Origin of the sequence: Rhizobacter sp. SG703, from assembly GCF_012275445.1 — a bacterium.
Lineage (GTDB): Bacteria > Pseudomonadota > Gammaproteobacteria > Burkholderiales > Burkholderiaceae_C > Rhizobacter.
Window position 1 is genome coordinate 1 of the sequence record NZ_JAAZQK010000022.1, and the last position, 16810, is coordinate 16810.

A 16810-nucleotide genomic window follows, 5' to 3' on the forward strand; every position below is an offset into this window, starting at 1 on the left:
CGCCGCCGTCAGCGTCGTCTTCCCATGGTCCACGTGACCAATCGTGCCAACGTTCACGTGCGGCTTGGTCCGCTCGAATTTGCCTTTTGCCATTTCAGATTCTCCGTATCAAAGAGCACTTCCAGTGCTGGGTTTAAGGTCTCCGCCGCCCACTGGTTTCGCACGCCACTGGCATCGCGCGAAGCAGACGACGAAGACCGGCTTCGTCTAACTAACTGGCTGAATCACTTGCCGCGTGCGGTGATGATCGCGTCGGCCACGTTCTTCGGAGCTTCGCTGTAGTGCTTGAACTCCATCGTGTACGTGGCACGGCCTTGCGACATCGAGCGCAGCGTGGTCGAGTAGCCGAACATTTCCGACAGCGGAACCTCGGCCTTGATGACCTTGCCGCCGCCGGGCATGTCGTCCATGCCCTGCACCATGCCACGGCGGGATGACAGGTCACCCATCACGTTGCCGGCGTAGTCTTCCGGGGTCTCGACCTCGACCGCCATCATCGGCTCGAGGATCACCGGGCTGGCCTTGCGGCAGCCGTCCTTGAAGCCCAGCGACGCGGCCATCTTGAACGCGTTTTCGTTCGAGTCGACTTCGTGGTACGAACCGAAGGTCAGCGTGACCTTCACGTCGACCACCGGGAAGCCGGCCAGCACGCCGTTCGGCAGCGAGTCTTCGACGCCCTTCTTCACCGCGGGGATGAACTCGCGCGGCACGACGCCGCCCTTGATCGCGTCGACGAACTCGAAGCCCTTGCCCGGCTCCTGCGGCTCGACGGTCAGCACGACGTGGCCGTACTGGCCCTTGCCGCCCGACTGGCGCACGAACTTGCCTTCGACATCGGTCGCGGCCTTGCGGATGGTTTCACGGTAGGCCACCTGCGGCTTGCCGACGTTGGCTTCGACGCCGAACTCGCGCTTCATGCGGTCGACGATGATTTCCAGGTGCAGCTCGCCCATGCCGGAAATGATGGTCTGGCCCGATTCTTCGTCGGTGCGCAGGCGGAACGACGGATCTTCCGCGGCAAGGCGACCCAGCGCGATGCCCATCTTTTCCTGGTCGGCCTTGGTCTTCGGCTCGACGGCCTGCGAGATCACCGGCTCCGGGAAGATCATCTTCTCGAGGGTGATGACGTTGTCCGGATCGCACAGCGTCTCGCCGGTGGTCACGTCCTTCAGGCCCACGCAGGCGGCGATGTCGCCGGCCAGGATTTCCTTGATTTCTTCACGCTGGTTCGCGTGCATCTGCAGGATCCGGCCGATGCGCTCCTTCTTGCCGCGGATCGGATTGAAGACCGAGTCGCCGGACTTCAGCACGCCCGAGTAGACGCGCACGAAGGTCAGCTGGCCCACGTACGGGTCGGTCATCAGCTTGAAGGCCAGCGCCGCGAACTTCTCGCTGTCGTCGGCCTTGCGGGTGATGACTTTCTCGTCCTCGTCGGTGCCCGGCACCGGCGGGATGTCGATCGGCGACGGCATGAAGTCGATCACGGCGTCGAGCATGCGCTGCACGCCCTTGTTCTTGAATGCGGTGCCGCACAGCATCGGCTGGATCTCCGACGCGATCGTGCGGGTGCGGATGCCCTGCTTGATCTCGGCTTCGCTCAGGTCGCCCGACTCGAGGTACTTGTTCATCAGGTCTTCGCTGGATTCAGCGGCGGCCTCGATCATGTTCTCGCGCCACTTCTTGGCGTCGGCCTGCAGGTCGGCCGGGATGTCCTGGTAGTCGAACTTCATGCCCTGCGACGCTTCGTCCCAGATGATCGCCTTCATCTTGATCAGGTCGACCACGCCGCTGAAGCCGTCTTCGGCGCCGATCGGGATCACGATGGGCACCGGGTTCGCCTTCAGGCGCGCCTTCATCTGGTCGTAGACCTTGTAGAAGTTCGCGCCGGTGCGGTCCATCTTGTTGACGAACGCGAGGCGAGGCACCTTGTACTTGTTGGCCTGGCGCCAGACGGTTTCCGACTGCGGCTGCACGCCGCCGACGGCGCAATACACCATGCAGGCGCCGTCGAGCACGCGCATCGAGCGCTCGACTTCAATCGTGAAGTCGACGTGCCCGGGGGTGTCGATGATGTTGATGCGGTGCTCGGGGTGGTTGAGCTCCATGCCCTTCCAGAAACAGGTCGTCGCGGCCGACGTGATCGTGATGCCGCGCTCCTGCTCCTGCTCCATCCAGTCCATCGTGGCGGCGCCATCGTGCACTTCACCGATCTTGTGGTTCACACCCGTGTAGAACAGGATGCGTTCGGTGGTCGTGGTCTTGCCGGCGTCGATGTGGGCCGAGATGCCGATGTTGCGATAGCGCTCGATGGGGGTCTTGCGGGCCATGATGGCACTCCAAAAGCAGGGGCCGCTCGCGGGTTCGTGGAAACCCGAAGAGCGGCCGGGGGGATTGGGATCCGGGGACTTCGTTCTTAGAAGCGGAAGTGCGAGAACGCCTTGTTGGCGTCCGCCATGCGGTGCACTTCATCGCGCTTCTTCATCGCGCCGCCGCGGCCTTCGACGGCCTCCAGCAGTTCGTTCGCGAGGCGCTGGGCCATCGACTTCTCGCCGCGCTTGCGGGCCGATTCCTTCAACCAGCGCATGGCCAAGGCCACGCGGCGGACGGGGCGAACTTCCACGGGAACTTGGTAGTTCGCACCGCCGACGCGGCGTGACTTCACTTCGACCATCGGCTTGATGTTGTTCAGCGCGACCGTGAAGATCTCCAGCGGGTCCTTGCCCGACTTCTTTTCGACCTGCTCCAGCGCACCGTAGATGATGCGTTCGGCGACAGCCTTCTTGCCGGACTCCATGATCACGTTCATGAACTTGGAGAGGTCGACCGAACCGAATTTCGGATCGGGGAGGATCTCACGCTTGGGTACTTCGCGACGACGAGGCATTTCTCTTCCTTTGATCTTCAGTTGGCGCGGGCATCGCTGCCAGCACCGCGGTCACCACGAAGGCGCTTTCTGCACCCGGGCTTCCACTTACTCGGCCCGGCGGGATCCGTACCCGCCGCAACCGCAACACGCCATGCCGGAGCTTGAACTCCTGCGATGACGACTCCACGAAACCAGCTTACTTGCCGGCCTTCGGACGCTTCGCGCCGTACTTGGAACGCGCCTGCTTGCGGTCTTTCACGCCTTGCAGGTCGAGCGAGCCGCGCACGATGTGGTAGCGAACACCCGGCAGGTCCTTCACGCGGCCGCCGCGCACGAGCACGACGCTGTGCTCTTGCAGGTTGTGGCCTTCGCCGCCGATGTAGGAAATGATTTCGAACCCGTTGGTCAGGCGAATCTTGGCCACTTTACGCAGCGCCGAGTTCGGCTTCTTCGGGGTGGTGGTGTACACGCGGGTGCACACACCGCGGCGCTGGGGTCCACCCTGCAGCGCCGGGGATTTGGACTTCGTCTTCTCGACCTCACGGCCGAGACGAACGAGTTGATTGATGGTTGGCATGTTGGTAACTTGTTCCCGTTTGAAGTCACTGCCCTGAAATCACTTCTGACACCAGAGCACTTTCGGAAGAAGCGTCGCGCCCTCCCCGGGCGTGTGGCCGACGATTGAACCGCGAGGCTGCGGGATCGTTCGACCGCCCGATCGACCCTGGCTTCGTGAAGCGCAGGACCGACAAAAGAGCGAAGCAGAATCTGCTGAAAAGCCCGCGATTATATTCGTAGCGCCGTACTGCCGCAAGCAAGGGCTTGTCGGCTTGCCACCCGACCCCGATGACCCCACCCACCTTCCGCTTCGATCCGCCCCGCGCCGTGCTGGACACCAACGTCGTCCTCGATTGGCTGGTGTTCGCCAATCCGGCCGTCGATCCGATCGCCCGGGCGGTCGAGAGCGGCCGCTTGCGCTGGGTCGCCACCGCCGAGATGCGGGCTGAACTGGCCGAGGTGTTGCGCCGCGGGCTGCCCAGGAACCCATCGATGGACGTCGACCGCATCTGGTCGGCATGGAGTGCATGCGCTCACATAGAGGACAATCCGCCGCCGGCCCCGTTGGCCGCGCCGCTGCGCTGCACCGATCCCGACGATCAGAAATTCATCGACTTCGCGCTGCACCGCGCCGACTGGCTGCTCACCCGCGACCGCGCGGTGCTGCGGCTCGCGCGCCGCGCGCTTCCGCGCGGCCTCGCGATCCTGACACCCGAGGCCTGGATCCCGCCACCGCCATGAAAAAGGGCGGCCGAAGCCGCCCTCATGCTCAAGGAGCAATCACTCACTCGGTCGCATCGCCACCGGCTTCCGCCGGCGCTTCCTGCACGGAAGCGAATTCCTCCGCCTCCTGCATCGCGATCGCGCGGCGCTCCGCGTCGTCCATCTCTTCCTTGACGCGGCGTGCATCGTGGAAGGCCATGCCGGTACCGGCCGGGATCAGGCGACCGACGATCACGTTTTCCTTCAGGCCACGCAGCTCGTCGCGCTTGCCCATGATGGCAGCCTCGGTGAGCACGCGGGTGGTTTCCTGGAAGGACGCGGCCGAGATGAAGCTGTCGGTCGACAGCGACGCCTTCGTGATGCCCAGCAGCACGTCGGCGTGCGTCGCCGTCATCTTGCCTTCGGCGATCATCCGGTCGTTGGTGTCCAGCAGCTCCGAACGCTCGACCTGCTCGCCGAGGATGTACGCCGTGTCGCCCGGGTTGACGATCTGCACGCGGCGCAGCATCTGGCGAACGATCACCTCGATGTGCTTGTCGTTGATCTTCACGCCCTGCAGACGGTAGACGTCCTGCACCTCGTCGACGATGTAGCGCGCCAGTTCCTCGATGCCCAGCAGGCGCAGGATGTCCTGCGGATCGGCCGGACCGTCGACGATCGACTCGCCCTTGTTGACCACCTGGCCTTCGTGGACCACGATGTTCTTTTCCTTCGGGACGAGCTCTTCGTAGACCTTGCCTTCCGGGTCGGTGATCTGCAGGCGAACCTTGCCCTTGGTCTCCTTGCCGAACGAGACCGTGCCGGTCATCTCGGCCAGCGTGCCCTTGTCCTTCGGGCTGCGCGCCTCGAAGAGTTCGGCCACGCGCGGCAGACCGCCGGTGATGTCGCGGGTCTTCTGGCCTTCGACCGGAATGCGCGCCAGCACCTCGCCCGGGGCCAGGTCCTGGCCGTCGCGGATCTGGATCAGCGAGCCGACCTGGAAGCCGATCGTCACCGAGTGGTCGGTGCCGGGGATCTTCACTTCGTTGCCGTTGGCGTCCAGCAGCTTGACCTGCGGGCGAACGACCTTCGCCGCGCCGCGGCGCTTCGGGTCGATCACCACCAGCGTCGACAGGCCGGTCACTTCGTCGAGCTGCTTGGCGACCGTGACACCTTCCTCGACGTTCTCGAACTTCGCCTTGCCGGCGAATTCCGTGATGATCGGGCGGGTCAGCGGATCCCAGTTCGCCAGCACCGTGCCGGCCTTGATCTGCTGGTCGGGCTTGATGTTCAGGATCGCGCCGTACGGCACCTTGTGGCGCTCACGCTCGCGACCGTGCTGGTCGGCGATGATGATTTCACCCGAACGCGAGATCACGACCAGGTCGCCCTTGCCGTTGGTCACGTAGCGCATCGTCGCGTTGAAGCCGATGTGGCCATCGGACTTCGCATCGACGCTCGACGCCACCGCCGCGCGCGAAGCCGCGCCGCCGATGTGGAACGTGCGCATCGTCAGCTGCGTGCCCGGTTCGCCGATCGACTGCGCCGCGATCACGCCGACCGCTTCGCCGCGGTTCACCAGGCCGCCGCGGCCGAGGTCGCGGCCGTAGCACTTGCCGCACAGGCCGAAGCGCGTGCCGCAGGTCAGCGCGGTGCGCACCTTCACTTCGTCGACGCCGGCGGCTTCGAGGCCGTCGAGTGCGTCTTCGTCGAGCATGGTGCCGCCGGTCAGCAGCAGCTCGCCCGTTTCCGGGTGCTGCACTTCGATCGCCGTGACGCGGCCGAGGATGCGGTCGCGCAGCGATTCGATCACTTCGCCGCCTTCGACCAGCGCGCGCATGTTCATGCCGTTCTGCGTGCCGCAGTCGTCTTCGGTGACCACCAGGTCCTGCGTCACGTCGACCAGGCGACGCGTCAGGTAGCCGGAGTTCGCCGTCTTCAGCGCCGTGTCCGCCAGGCCCTTGCGGGCGCCGTGGGTGGAGATGAAGTACTGCAGCACGTTCAGACCTTCACGGAAGTTCGCCGTGATGGGCGTCTCGATGATCGAGCCGTCCGGCTTGGCCATCAGGCCGCGCATGCCGGCCAGCTGGCGGATCTGCGCCGCGGAGCCGCGCGCACCCGAGTCGGCCATCATGTAGATGGAGTTGAACGACTCCTGGTCGACTTCCTTGCCGTTGCGGTCCAGCACGCGCTGCTTGGCCAGCTGGCTCATCATGACCTTGCCGACTTCGTCGCCGGTCTTGCCCCAGATGTCCACGACCTTGTTGTAGCGCTCGCCGGCGGTGACGAGACCCGAGACATACTGCTGCTCGATCTCCTTCACTTCCTTCTCGGCGCGGTCGATCAGGCCCGGCTTTTCCTTCGGCACGAGCATGTCGTCGATCGCGATCGAGATGCCGGCGCGCGTGGCCAGGCGGAAGCCCGCCTGCAGCAGCTTGTCGGCGAACACGACCGTTTCCTTCAGACCGCATTTGCGGAACGAGGTGTTGATCAGGCGCGAGATTTCTTTCTTCTTCAGCGCCTTGTTGATGTTCGAGAACGGCAGGCCCTTCGGCAGGATCTCGGACAGCAGCGCACGGCCGACGGTGGTGTCGACGAGCTTGGTCTCCGACACGAATTCGCCGGTCGCCTTGTTCTTCGTCCACTCGGTCAGGCGCACGCTGATGCGCGCGGTGATCTCGACCTGCGCGTTGTCCAGCGCGCGCTGCACTTCGACGACGTCGGAGAAGATGATGCCTTCGCCCTTGCCGTTGATGCGCTCGCGGGTGGCGTAGTACAGGCCGAGCACCACGTCCTGCGACGGCACGATCGACGGTTCGCCGTTGGCCGGGAACAGCACGTTGTTGGAGGCCAGCATCAGCGTGCGGGCTTCCATCTGCGCTTCGATCGACAGCGGCACGTGGACGGCCATCTGGTCGCCGTCGAAGTCGGCGTTGAACGCAGCGCACACCAGCGGGTGCAGCTGGATCGCCTTGCCTTCGATCAGCACCGGCTCGAACGCCTGGATGCCCAGGCGGTGCAGCGTCGGCGCGCGGTTCAGCATGACCGGGTGTTCCTTGATGACTTCTTCAAGGATGTCCCACACCACCGGCGTGCCCGATTCCACTTCCTTCTTCGCCGCCTTGATGGTGGTGGCGATGCCCATGGCTTCGAGGCGCGAGAAAATGAACGGCTTGAACAGCTCGAGCGCCATCAGCTTCGGCAGGCCGCACTGGTGCAGCTTCAGCGTCGGGCCGACCACGATGACCGAACGGCCCGAGTAGTCGACGCGCTTGCCCAGCAGGTTCTGGCGGAAGCGGCCGCTCTTGCCCTTGATCATGTCGGCCAGCGACTTCAGCGCGCGCTTGTTGGCACCGGTCATCGCCTTGCCGCGACGGCCGTTGTCCAGCAGCGAATCGACCGCTTCCTGCAGCATGCGCTTCTCGTTGCGCACGATGATCTCCGGCGCCTTCAGTTCGAGCAGGCGGGCCAGGCGGTTGTTGCGGTTGATGACGCGGCGGTAGAGGTCGTTCAGGTCCGACGTGGCGAAGCGGCCGCCGTCCAGCGGCACCAGCGGACGCAGGTCCGGCGGCAGCACCGGCAGCACGTTCATCACCATCCACTGCGGCTTGATGCCCGACTTCTTGAAGGCTTCCATCACCTTCAGGCGCTTGGAGTTCTTCTTGACCTTCAGCTCGGAGCCGGTCATGTCGCCGCGCAGGCGCTCGATCTCGACGTCGAGGTCCATCTCGGCGAGCAGCTTCTGCACGCCCTCGGCGCCCATCAGCGCGATGAACTCGTCGCCGAATTCGGTGCGCTTCGCGTCATAGTCGTCTTCCGACATGATGCTGAACTTCTTCAGCGGGGTCATGCCGGGGTCGACCACCACGTACGCTTCGAAGTACAGCACGCGCTCGATGTCGCGCAGCGTCATGTCGAGCACCAGGCCCAGGCGCGACGGCAGCGACTTCAGGAACCAGATGTGCGCGCACGGCGCCGCCAGGTCGATGTGACCCATGCGGTCGCGGCGGACCTTGGTCTGCGTCACTTCGACGCCGCACTTCTCGCAGATCACGCCACGGTGCTTCAGGCGCTTGTACTTGCCGCACAGGCACTCGTAGTCCTTGATCGGGCCGAAGATCTTCGCGCAGAAGAGCCCGTCGCGCTCCGGCTTGAAAGTGCGGTAGTTGATGGTCTCCGGCTTCTTCACCTCGCCGAAGGACCAGGACCGAATTTTCTCGGGAGAGGCCAGTCCGATCTTGATGGCATCGAAATGCTCATCAGGGGTGAACTGGCGGAACAGGTCGAGTAGTCCCTTCATTGCACGCTCCTAAATCTCAAAACGCTGTTAATCGCATTGCCAAGCAGCCGCCGCGGAACCGGCTTTGCCGGGCCGCTGGCGGCGCCCCCTCGAGGGGGTGCGGAGAAGCCGCTACGGGGGTGGGTCATCAGTTGCGCTCGAGCTCGATGTCGATACCGAGCGAACGGATTTCCTTCACCAGCACGTTGAACGATTCCGGCATGCCGGCCTCGATCGCGTGCTCGCCCTTGACGATGGACTCGTACACCTTGGTGCGGCCGTTCACGTCGTCCGACTTGACGGTCAGCATCTCCTGCAGCACGTACGACGCGCCGTAGGCTTCCAGTGCCCACACTTCCATTTCGCCGAAGCGCTGGCCGCCGAACTGGGCCTTGCCGCCCAGCGGTTGCTGCGTGACCAGCGAATACGGGCCGGTGGAACGGGCATGCATCTTGTCGTCGACCAGATGGTGCAGCTTCAGCACGTGCATGTAGCCGACCGTGACCGGACGCTCGAAAGCATCGCCGGTGCGGCCGTCGTACAGCGTGGCCTGGGTGCGCGTGGCCGTCAGGCCCTTCAGCTTGGCAATCTCGTCCGGGTAGGCCAGCTTCAGCATGCCGCGGATTTCCTCTTCGGCGGCGCCGTCGAACACCGGCGTCGCGAACGGCACGCCCTTGCTCAGGTTGCCGGCCATCTCGAGGATCTCGTCGTCGCTCAGGTGATCGAGGCGCTCGGTCTTGCCGCCCGACTTGTTGTACAGCTCGTCGAGGAACTTGCGCAGCTCGGCCACCTTGGCCTGCGCCTGCAGCATGTCGCCGATGCGCTGGCCGATGCCCTTGCCGGCCCAGCCCAGGTGAACCTCGAGCACCTGCCCGACGTTCATCCGCGACGGCACGCCCAGCGGGTTCAGCACGATGTCGCACGGCGTGCCGTCGGCCATGTGCGGCATGTCTTCGATCGGGTTGATCTTCGACACGACGCCCTTGTTGCCGTGGCGGCCGGCCATCTTGTCGCCCGGTTGCAGGCGGCGCTTGACGGCCAGGTACACCTTCACCATCTTCAGCACGCCGGCCGGCAGTTCGTCGCCCTGCGTCAGCTTCTTGCGCTTCTCTTCGAACGCGAGGTCGAAGCTGTGGCGGGTCTGCTCGAGCGAGTTCTTGATCGACTCGAGCTGGTTGGCCACTTCGTCGTCGGACGGGCGGATGTCGAACCAGTGGTACTTCTCGACGCTGGCGAGGTACGCCTTGTCGATCGTCGTGCCCTTGGCGATCTTCTGCGGGCCGCCGTTGGCGACCTTGCCCGCCAGCAGCTTCTCGATCCGGTCGAACGCGTCGGCCTCGACGATGCGCAGCTGGTCGTTCAGGTCGAGGCGGTAGCGCTTCAGCTCATCGTCGATGATCTGTTGCGCGCGCTTGTCGCGCTGGATGCCTTCGCGGGTGAAGACCTGCACGTCGATGACGGTGCCGCTCGTGCCCTGGTCGACGCGCAGCGAGGTGTCCTTCACGTCGGACGCCTTCTCGCCGAAGATCGCGCGCAGCAGCTTCTCTTCCGGCGTCAGCGTGGTCTCGCCCTTCGGCGTGACCTTGCCCACCAGCGTGTCGCCCGGGTTGACTTCGGCGCCCACGTACACGATGCCCGATTCGTCCAGGCGAGCCAGTTGCTGCTCGCTCAGGTTCGGGATGTCGCGCGTGATTTCTTCCGAGCCCAGCTTGGTGTCGCGCGCCATCACCACCAGCTCCTCGATGTGGATCGAGGTGTAGCGGTCGTCGGCGATCACGCGTTCGCTGATCAGGATCGAGTCTTCGAAGTTGTAGCCGTTCCAGGGCATGAACGCGACCAGCATGTTCTGGCCGAGCGCCAGCTCGCCGATGTCGGTCGAGGCGCCGTCGGCGATGATGTCCTCGGCCGAGACGGCGTCGCCGCGCTTGACGATCGGACGCTGGTGGATGTTCGTGTTCTGGTTCGAACGCTGGTACTTGATCAGGTTGTAGATGTCGACGCCGACTTCACCGGCCACCGTCTCGTTGTCGTTGACGCGGATCACGATGCGGTTGGTGTCGACATAGTCCACGACACCGCCGCGGCGCGCGGCCACGACCGTGCCCGAGTCCTTCGCGGCGACGCGTTCGACGCCGGTACCGACCAACGCCTTCTCGGGGCGCAGCGTCGGCACGGCCTGGCGCTGCATGTTGGCGCCCATCAGTGCGCGGTTCGCATCGTCGTGCTCGAGGAACGGCACCAGCGAAGCGGCCACCGACACGATCTGCGTCGGCGCCACGTCCATGTACTGGATGCGTTCCGGCGAGGTCAGGATCGATTCGCCGTTGTCGCGCGCGGAGACCAGTTCGTCGATCAGCTTGCCGTCGGCGTCCAGCGTCGCGTTCGCCTGGGCGATCACGTACTTGCCTTCCTCGATGGCCGACAGGTAGTCGATCTGGTTCGTCACCTTGCCGTCGGCCACGCGACGGTACGGCGTCTCGAGGAAGCCGTATTCGTTGAGCTGCGCGTACAGGGCGAGCGAGTTGATCAGGCCGATGTTCGGGCCTTCCGGCGTCTCGATCGGGCACACGCGGCCGTAGTGGGTCGGGTGCACGTCGCGGACTTCGAAGCCGGCGCGTTCGCGGGTCAGGCCGCCCGGGCCCAGGGCCGAGACGCGACGCTTGTGCGTGATCTCGGACAGCGGGTTGGTCTGGTCCATGAACTGCGACAGCTGCGACGCACCGAAGAACTCCTTCAACGCCGCGGAGATCGGCTTGGAGTTGATCAGGTCGTGCGGCATCAGCGCTTCGGTCTCGGCCTGGCCGAGGCGTTCCTTGACGGCCTTCTCGATCCGGGCCAGGCCCGAGCGGTACTGGTTCTCGGCCAGTTCGCCGACGCAGCGCACGCGGCGGTTGCCCAGGTGGTCGATGTCGTCGACCTCGCCGCGGCCGTTGCGCAGCTCGACGAGGATCTTCACGACGTCGAGGATGTCGTCGTTGCTCAGCGTCATCGGGCCTTCCGGCACGTCGCGGCCGACCCGGGCGTTGAACTTCATGCGGCCCACGCGCGACAGGTCGTACGTGTCGGCGTTGTAGAACAGCCGGTTGAAGAGTGCCTCGACGGCGTCTTCGGTCGGCGGCTCGCCGGGGCGCATCATGCGGTAGATGGCGACGCGCGCGGCCAGCTGGTCGGCCGTTTCATCGGCGGCCAGCGTCTGCGAGATGTAGGCGCCTTCGTCCAGCTCGTTGGTGTAGATGCACTGCATCTCCTTCACACCGGCGGCGCGCAGCTTCTTCAGCAGCGAATCGGTCAGCTCGTCGTTCGCCTTCGCGATGATCTCGCCGGTGTCCGGGTCGACCATGTTGCGGGCCAGGAAGCGGCCGAGCAGGAAGTCTTCCGGGACGCTGATGAACTGCGTCTCGCTCTGCTCGATCTGGCGCGTGTGGCGCGCCGTGATGCGCTTGTCCTTCTCGACGACGACATTGCCGTTCTTGTCGGTGATGTCGAAGCGCGCCACTTCGCCGCGCAGGCGGTCGGCGACGAACTCCATCTGGGCACCGGAGTCCATCAGGCGGAAGTTGTCGAACACGAAGAAGTTCGCGAGGATCGATTCCGGGTTCAGGCCGATGGCCTTCAGCAGGATCGTCACCGGCATCTTGCGGCGGCGGTCGACGCGGAAGTACAGGATGTCCTTCGGGTCGAACTCGAAGTCGAGCCAGGAGCCGCGGTACGGAATGATGCGGGCGCTGAACAGCAGCTTGCCCGAGCTGTGCGTCTTGCCCTTGTCGTGTTCGAAGAACACGCCCGGCGAGCGGTGCAGCTGCGAGACGATCACGCGCTCGGTGCCGTTCACGATGAACGAACCGTAGTCGGTCATGAGCGGCACTTCGCCCATGTAGACCTCTTGTTCCTTGATTTCCTTGACCGTCTTCGCCTGCGGCGACTCGCGGTCATAGATGATCATCTGCAGCTTGGCGCGCACCGCAGCGGCGTAGGTCAGGCCACGCTGCTGGCACTCCCGCGTGTCGAACGCAGGCTTGGCCATGTTGAACTCGATGAACTTCATCTCGACGAACCCGTTGTGCGACACGATCGGGAAAGCGGAGAGGAAAGCGGCCTGCAAGCCTTCCGGCTTGCGTTTCTGCGGAGCGACGTCCTTCTGGAGGAAGGCGACGTACGACTCCTTCTGCATCGTCAGCAGATAGGGAACGTTGAGGACACTCTCGCGCTTGCCGAAGCTCTTGCGAATCCGCTTGCGCTCGGTGTAGCTGTAGGGGGTTGCGTGCTGCGCCATATGTGATTTCTCACTCCGTATCGGGGAACAGAGCCGGGCCCAGGCCTGCTCCCGTCGGCGACTGTCTTTCGAACATTGCGTTCGACGCTTGGTGGTTGGCCACTACCAACCGCTGGCGGACAACCCCGGCATTGCACCGGAGTCCGACCAAACCCGTTCTCTGCAGTCGGATCAGAGAACACTTGAAAAGGAGGGGAAGTTCGACATTGTCGTTGTTCCCGCCTTTTCAGGTGCCCTCAGGGAGACAAACCCCTGAAGCGCAAAAGGCTGGGGCCGAAAACCGGCACCCAGCCCGCTGCTGACCAGCCGAATTACTTGATTTCGGCCTTCGCGCCGGCTTCCACCAGCTTCTTGACAGCGGCTTCTGCGTCGGCCTTGGGGATGGCTTCCTTGACGGGCTTCGGAGCGCCGTCGACCAGGTCCTTGGCTTCCTTCAGGCCCAGGCCCGTCAGTTCGCGCACGGCCTTGATGACCGACACCTTGTTCGCGCCAGCTTCCAGCAGCATGACGTTGAATTCGGTCTTTTCTTCAACGACGGCTGCAGCAGCGCCGCCGCCGCCGCCGCCACCGCCGGTGGCCATGGAAGCGGCGGTCACGCCGAACTTCTCTTCGATGGCCTTGACCAGGTCGTTGAGTTCCATCACCGACATGCTGTCCAGCGAGGTCAGGAATGCGTCTTTATCGAATGCCATTTTGGGTTCCTAGAGATCAGGTAAAGGTTGAGAGGGTCGTCTTCAGGCGGCGGCAGCTTCGGCGGCCGGCGCAGCTTCTGCTGCACCTTCCCCGCGCTTCTTGGCCAGTGCAGCCAGGACGGCGGCGGTGCGCTGCACCGGTGCCATCAGCAGGCCGGCCAGTTGCGACAGCAGCACTTCCTTGCTGGGGATGCTGGCCAGGGCCTTCACGCCGTCGGCGTTCAGGACCTTGCCGGCGTACGCGCCAGCCTTGATGACGAGCTTGTCGTTGCCCTTGGCAAAGTCGGCGATGACTTTGGCCGCGGCAACGGGGTCCTCGGAAAAACCGTAGATCAGCGGGCCGACGAAGCTTTCCGCGGCCACCTCGAACGACGTACCGGCAACGGCACGGCGAGCCAGGGTGTTCTTCAGCACGTGAAGGTACACGCCCTTGTCGCGCGCCTGCTTGCGCAGGGTGTCAAGGTGAGCCACGGTGAGGCCACGGTACTCGGCCAGCGCCAACGTCTGCGAACGCGCGACTTGCGCGGCCACATCCGTCACCACGGCTGCTTTCTCGTTGCGATTGAGACTCAAGGTCTGCTCCTCACACATCGTGTCTTTCAGCGCCGTCGTTTGAAACGGCAGCCTCCGGACACACCACGATTCAGCGACCTCTGCCTTGGAACCGGAATTCCTTGCCAGTGGGATCGCCATCTGCGCGGGCGTCGGATCGGGTGTTTCCACCGTCTCGTCGATTAAGCGGCCGAAGCCGCGCCTGCGGTCTTGGATGGCCCGCTACGACTTGCGCCGCAGCGGCCCACCAATTCATCGGACCGGCACCAGACTCGTGCCAGTCCTTGATCTGTCAGATCAGGCGGCCGTTGCCGACGCGTTGATCGAAGCGACGTCCACGCGGGCACCGACGCCCATCGTCGACGACACCGCGACCTTGCGCAGGTAGATGCCCTTGCTCGACGCCGGCTTGGCCTTGTTCAGGGCCTCGATCAGCGCGCGCAGGTTGCCGACCAGCTTGTCGGAGTCGAACGAACGACGGCCGATGGTGCTGTGGACGATACCGGCCTTGTCGACGCGGAACTGCACTTGGCCGGCCTTGGCGTTCTTCACCGCGGTGGCCACGTCGGGCGTCACGGTGCCGACCTTCGGGTTCGGCATCAGGCCGCGCGGGCCGAGGATCTGGCCCAGCGTACCGACGATGCGCATCGTGTCCGGCGAGGCGATCACGACGTCGAAATTCAGGTTGCCGGCCTTCACTTGCTCGGCCAGGTCTTCCATGCCGACGACGTCGGCGCCGGCGGCGCGGGCTTCTTCGGCCTTGGCACCCTGGGCGAACACGGCGACGCGCTTGGTCTTGCCGGTGCCGTTGGGCAGCACGACGGCGCCACGCACGACCTGGTCGGACTTCTTCGCGTCGATGCCGAGTTGCACGGCCACGTCGATGGATTCATCGAACTTGGCGGTCGCGCATTCCTTGACGATCGCCAGCGCGTTGTCGAGGGCGTACAGCTTGGTGCTCTCGACCTTGCCGGCGAGGGCCTTTTGGCGTTTGGTCAGCTTGGCCATGCTCAGACTCCTTCAGTGGTCACGCCCATCGAGCGGGCGGTGCCGGCGATGGTGCGAACGGCGGCATCCATGTTGGCCGCCGTCAGGTCCTTGACCTTGGTCTTCGCGATCTCTTCGAGCTGGGCGCGAGTGATCTTGCCGACCTTGTCGGTGTGCGGCTTGGCCGAGCCCTTGTCGAGCTTGATCGCCTTCTTGATCAGCACGGTCGCCGGGGGCGACTTCATGATGAACGTGAAGGACTTGTCCGCGAACGCGGTGATCACGACCGGCAGCATCAGGCCGGGTTCGACACCCTGGGTCTGCGCGTTGAACGCCTTGCAGAACTCCATGATGTTCAGGCCGCGCTGGCCGAGGGCCGGGCCGATCGGGGGCGACGGGTTGGCCTTGCCGGCCGGGACTTGCAGCTTGATGAAGCCGACAATTTTCTTTGCCATGATTTCTCCAATGAGGCCCGCCTTGGCAGACGGGCCTTGAGTACCAACGCAAGGGGCTGGTTACCCTTGCTCCTCGTACCGGTGTCTCGTCACCGGCATCAACGGGATGGCCTCTGGCAAGTTGCCTTGCCGGGCCGCCATCCGGGCCCGAATGCTTCAGGCCGTCAGACCTTTTCCACTTGCGAGAAGTCGAGCTCGACCGGCGTCGCGCGGCCGAAGATCGTGACCGAGACGCGCACCTTCGACTTGTCGTAGTTGACGTCCTCGATCGCGCCGTTGAAGTCGGTGAACGGGCCTTCCTTGACGCGCACCAGTTCGCCCACTTCCCACTCGACCTTCGGGCGCGGCTTCTCGACACCTTCCTGCATCTGGGTGACGATCTTCATCACCTCGGCCTCGGAGATCGGCGCCGGGCGGTTCTTCGCGCCGCCGACGAAGCCGGTGACCTTGCTGGTGTGCTTCACCAGGTGCCAGGTGTCGTCGGCCATTTCCATCTCGACCAGCACATAGCCCGGGAAGAAGCGGCGCTCGGTGACGGCCTTCTTGCCGTTCTTCAGCTCGACGACTTCTTCCATCGGCACCAGGATGCGGCCGAACTTGTCCTGCATGCCGGCGCGGTCGATGCGCTCGCGCAGGTTGCGTTCGACGGCCTTCTCCATGCCCGAATAGGCATGCACCACGTACCAGCGCTTGTTGCCGGCCGGCGCCATGGTCGCGGGCGCGGCGTCGGCGGCGGTTTGTTCGTTGGGCTGTTGTTCGCTCATCAGGATGTCCTCAACGCTTCCAGCCCAGGATCAGGTCGTACAGCACCCATTCGAGCGTCTTGTCGGTGAACCACAGGAAGAGCGCCATCACGACCACGAAGGCGAAGACGTACATCGTCATCTGCGTCGCCTCCTTGCGGCTCGGCCAGACGACCTTGCGGACTTCGCGCGCCGAATCCTGCCCGAAGGCGATCAACTGCTTGCCGCTTTCCGACGTGAAGAACAGCGCGACCGCGGCCACCAGCAGCAGGACCAGCGCGCCGACGCGCAGCCACAGATCCTGTTTGCCGAGCGCATAGAACGCCGCCACGGCCGCGATCACCAGCACGCCGGAAGCGGCGAGCTTGGCCTTGTCAGCACCCGTGGAGACGGTTTCGACTTGTGGATTCGACATTTCGCTCTTCAAAAAACATGTGCCGCTTTACAGCAGCAAAGCCCGCCGGGACTTTTCGTCGCCGTGCGGGCTGCTTGGGCCACCAACCTCATCGATTGGCAGGGGCAGAGGGAATCGAACCCCCAACCTCTGGTTTTGGAGACCAGCGCTCTGCCAGTTGAGCTATACCCCTGTGGCCTTCAAACGCAATTACTCGAGGATCTTGGCGACGACGCCGGCGCCGACGGTGCGACCGCCTTCACGGATGGCGAAGCGCAGGCCTTCTTCCATCGCGATCGGGGCGATCAG

The 16810-nt window shown here is 64.5% G+C and carries 14 protein-coding genes and 1 tRNA gene; 1 reads left to right on the top strand and 14 read right to left on the bottom strand.

Annotated elements, in window-relative coordinates; all coding sequences use genetic code 11:
• From FHT26_RS29220 to rpsL, 4 genes are all read right to left on the bottom strand, one after another.
• The coding region (locus FHT26_RS29220; RefSeq protein WP_005434227.1) for a GTP-binding protein at nucleotides 1-93 on the bottom strand (93 nt) is incomplete at its 3' end.
• A gap of 131 nt (nucleotides 94-224) precedes the next feature.
• A complete protein-coding gene (gene fusA / locus FHT26_RS29225; protein WP_168563593.1) occupies nucleotides 225-2327 on the bottom strand; it encodes an elongation factor G in 2103 nt (700 codons plus the stop codon).
• An 86-nt stretch (nucleotides 2328-2413) separates the two neighbouring features.
• Nucleotides 2414-2884, bottom strand: coding sequence for a 30S ribosomal protein S7 (gene rpsG / locus FHT26_RS29230; RefSeq protein WP_056813848.1), 471 nt, complete (start codon nucleotides 2882-2884; stop codon nucleotides 2414-2416).
• A 178-nt stretch (nucleotides 2885-3062) separates the two neighbouring features.
• A complete protein-coding gene (rpsL, locus tag FHT26_RS29235) occupies nucleotides 3063-3443 on the bottom strand; it encodes a 30S ribosomal protein S12 (protein WP_047595374.1) in 381 nt (126 codons plus the stop codon).
• 269 nt (nucleotides 3444-3712) lie between these two features.
• Between rpsL and FHT26_RS29240 the strand changes: the two genes are divergently transcribed.
• Nucleotides 3713-4165: a PIN domain-containing protein gene (locus FHT26_RS29240; RefSeq protein ID WP_168563594.1), complete on the top strand. Its 453-nt coding sequence runs from the start codon at nucleotides 3713-3715 to the stop codon at nucleotides 4163-4165.
• 43 nt (nucleotides 4166-4208) lie between these two features.
• Here the strand turns inward: FHT26_RS29240 and rpoC are convergent, their stop codons facing one another.
• From rpoC to FHT26_RS29290, 10 genes are all read right to left on the bottom strand, one after another.
• Nucleotides 4209-8426 (bottom strand): DNA-directed RNA polymerase subunit beta', encoded by a 4218-nt coding sequence (gene rpoC / locus FHT26_RS29245; protein ID WP_168563595.1) that lies wholly within the window; start codon nucleotides 8424-8426, stop codon nucleotides 4209-4211.
• A gap of 127 nt (nucleotides 8427-8553) precedes the next feature.
• Complete coding sequence (gene rpoB, locus FHT26_RS29250) at nucleotides 8554-12678, bottom strand: DNA-directed RNA polymerase subunit beta (protein WP_168563596.1); 4125 nt, start codon at nucleotides 12676-12678, stop codon at nucleotides 8554-8556.
• A gap of 311 nt (nucleotides 12679-12989) precedes the next feature.
• Nucleotides 12990-13370 carry a 50S ribosomal protein L7/L12 gene (gene rplL, locus FHT26_RS29255; protein ID WP_056813858.1) on the bottom strand — a complete coding sequence of 127 codons (381 nt, stop codon included), beginning with the start codon at nucleotides 13368-13370 and terminating at the stop codon, nucleotides 12990-12992.
• 42 nt (nucleotides 13371-13412) lie between these two features.
• A complete protein-coding gene (rplJ, locus tag FHT26_RS29260) occupies nucleotides 13413-13943 on the bottom strand; it encodes a 50S ribosomal protein L10 (RefSeq protein WP_056813875.1) in 531 nt (176 codons plus the stop codon).
• 276 nt (nucleotides 13944-14219) lie between these two features.
• Nucleotides 14220-14930 (bottom strand): 50S ribosomal protein L1, encoded by a 711-nt coding sequence (gene rplA, locus FHT26_RS29265; protein ID WP_168563597.1) that lies wholly within the window; start codon nucleotides 14928-14930, stop codon nucleotides 14220-14222.
• 2 nt (nucleotides 14931-14932) lie between these two features.
• Complete coding sequence (rplK, locus tag FHT26_RS29270) at nucleotides 14933-15364, bottom strand: 50S ribosomal protein L11 (RefSeq protein WP_056813863.1); 432 nt, start codon at nucleotides 15362-15364, stop codon at nucleotides 14933-14935.
• 164 nt (nucleotides 15365-15528) lie between these two features.
• Nucleotides 15529-16074, bottom strand: a complete 546-nt coding sequence (nusG, locus tag FHT26_RS29275) for a transcription termination/antitermination protein NusG (protein ID WP_047595378.1) — start codon at nucleotides 16072-16074, stop codon at nucleotides 15529-15531.
• Nucleotides 16075-16138: 64 nt separating this feature from the next.
• Nucleotides 16139-16522 (bottom strand): preprotein translocase subunit SecE, encoded by a 384-nt coding sequence (gene secE / locus FHT26_RS29280; protein ID WP_168563598.1) that lies wholly within the window; start codon nucleotides 16520-16522, stop codon nucleotides 16139-16141.
• Between the two features lie 96 nt (nucleotides 16523-16618).
• Nucleotides 16619-16694: transfer RNA gene (locus FHT26_RS29285), tRNA-Trp, on the bottom strand.
• Nucleotides 16695-16711: 17 nt separating this feature from the next.
• Nucleotides 16712-16810: EF-Tu C-terminal domain-related protein (locus FHT26_RS29290; protein ID WP_490362819.1), on the bottom strand; the 99-nt coding region annotated here is incomplete at its 5' end.

What these genes read in the sequence shown, in the direction of transcription:
- fusA (WP_168563593.1), bottom strand. Translation starts at nt 2,327, where the DNA reads ATGGCCCGCAAGACCCCCATCGAGCGCTATCGCAACATCGGCATCTCG.
- rpsG (WP_056813848.1), bottom strand. Translation starts at nt 2,884, where the DNA reads ATGCCTCGTCGTCGCGAAGTACCCAAGCGTGAGATCCTCCCCGATCCG.
- rpsL (WP_047595374.1), bottom strand. Translation starts at nt 3,443, where the DNA reads ATGCCAACCATCAATCAACTCGTTCGTCTCGGCCGTGAGGTCGAGAAG.
- FHT26_RS29240 (WP_168563594.1), top strand. Translation starts at nt 3,713, where the DNA reads ATGACCCCACCCACCTTCCGCTTCGATCCGCCCCGCGCCGTGCTGGAC.
- rpoC (WP_168563595.1), bottom strand. Translation starts at nt 8,426, where the DNA reads ATGAAGGGACTACTCGACCTGTTCCGCCAGTTCACCCCTGATGAGCAT.
- rpoB (WP_168563596.1), bottom strand. Translation starts at nt 12,678, where the DNA reads ATGGCGCAGCACGCAACCCCCTACAGCTACACCGAGCGCAAGCGGATT.
- rplL (WP_056813858.1), bottom strand. Translation starts at nt 13,370, where the DNA reads ATGGCATTCGATAAAGACGCATTCCTGACCTCGCTGGACAGCATGTCG.
- rplA (WP_168563597.1), bottom strand. Translation starts at nt 14,930, where the DNA reads ATGGCCAAGCTGACCAAACGCCAAAAGGCCCTCGCCGGCAAGGTCGAG.
- rplK (WP_056813863.1), bottom strand. Translation starts at nt 15,364, where the DNA reads ATGGCAAAGAAAATTGTCGGCTTCATCAAGCTGCAAGTCCCGGCCGGC.
- nusG (WP_047595378.1), bottom strand. Translation starts at nt 16,074, where the DNA reads ATGGCGCCGGCCGGCAACAAGCGCTGGTACGTGGTGCATGCCTATTCG.
- secE (WP_168563598.1), bottom strand. Translation starts at nt 16,522, where the DNA reads ATGTCGAATCCACAAGTCGAAACCGTCTCCACGGGTGCTGACAAGGCC.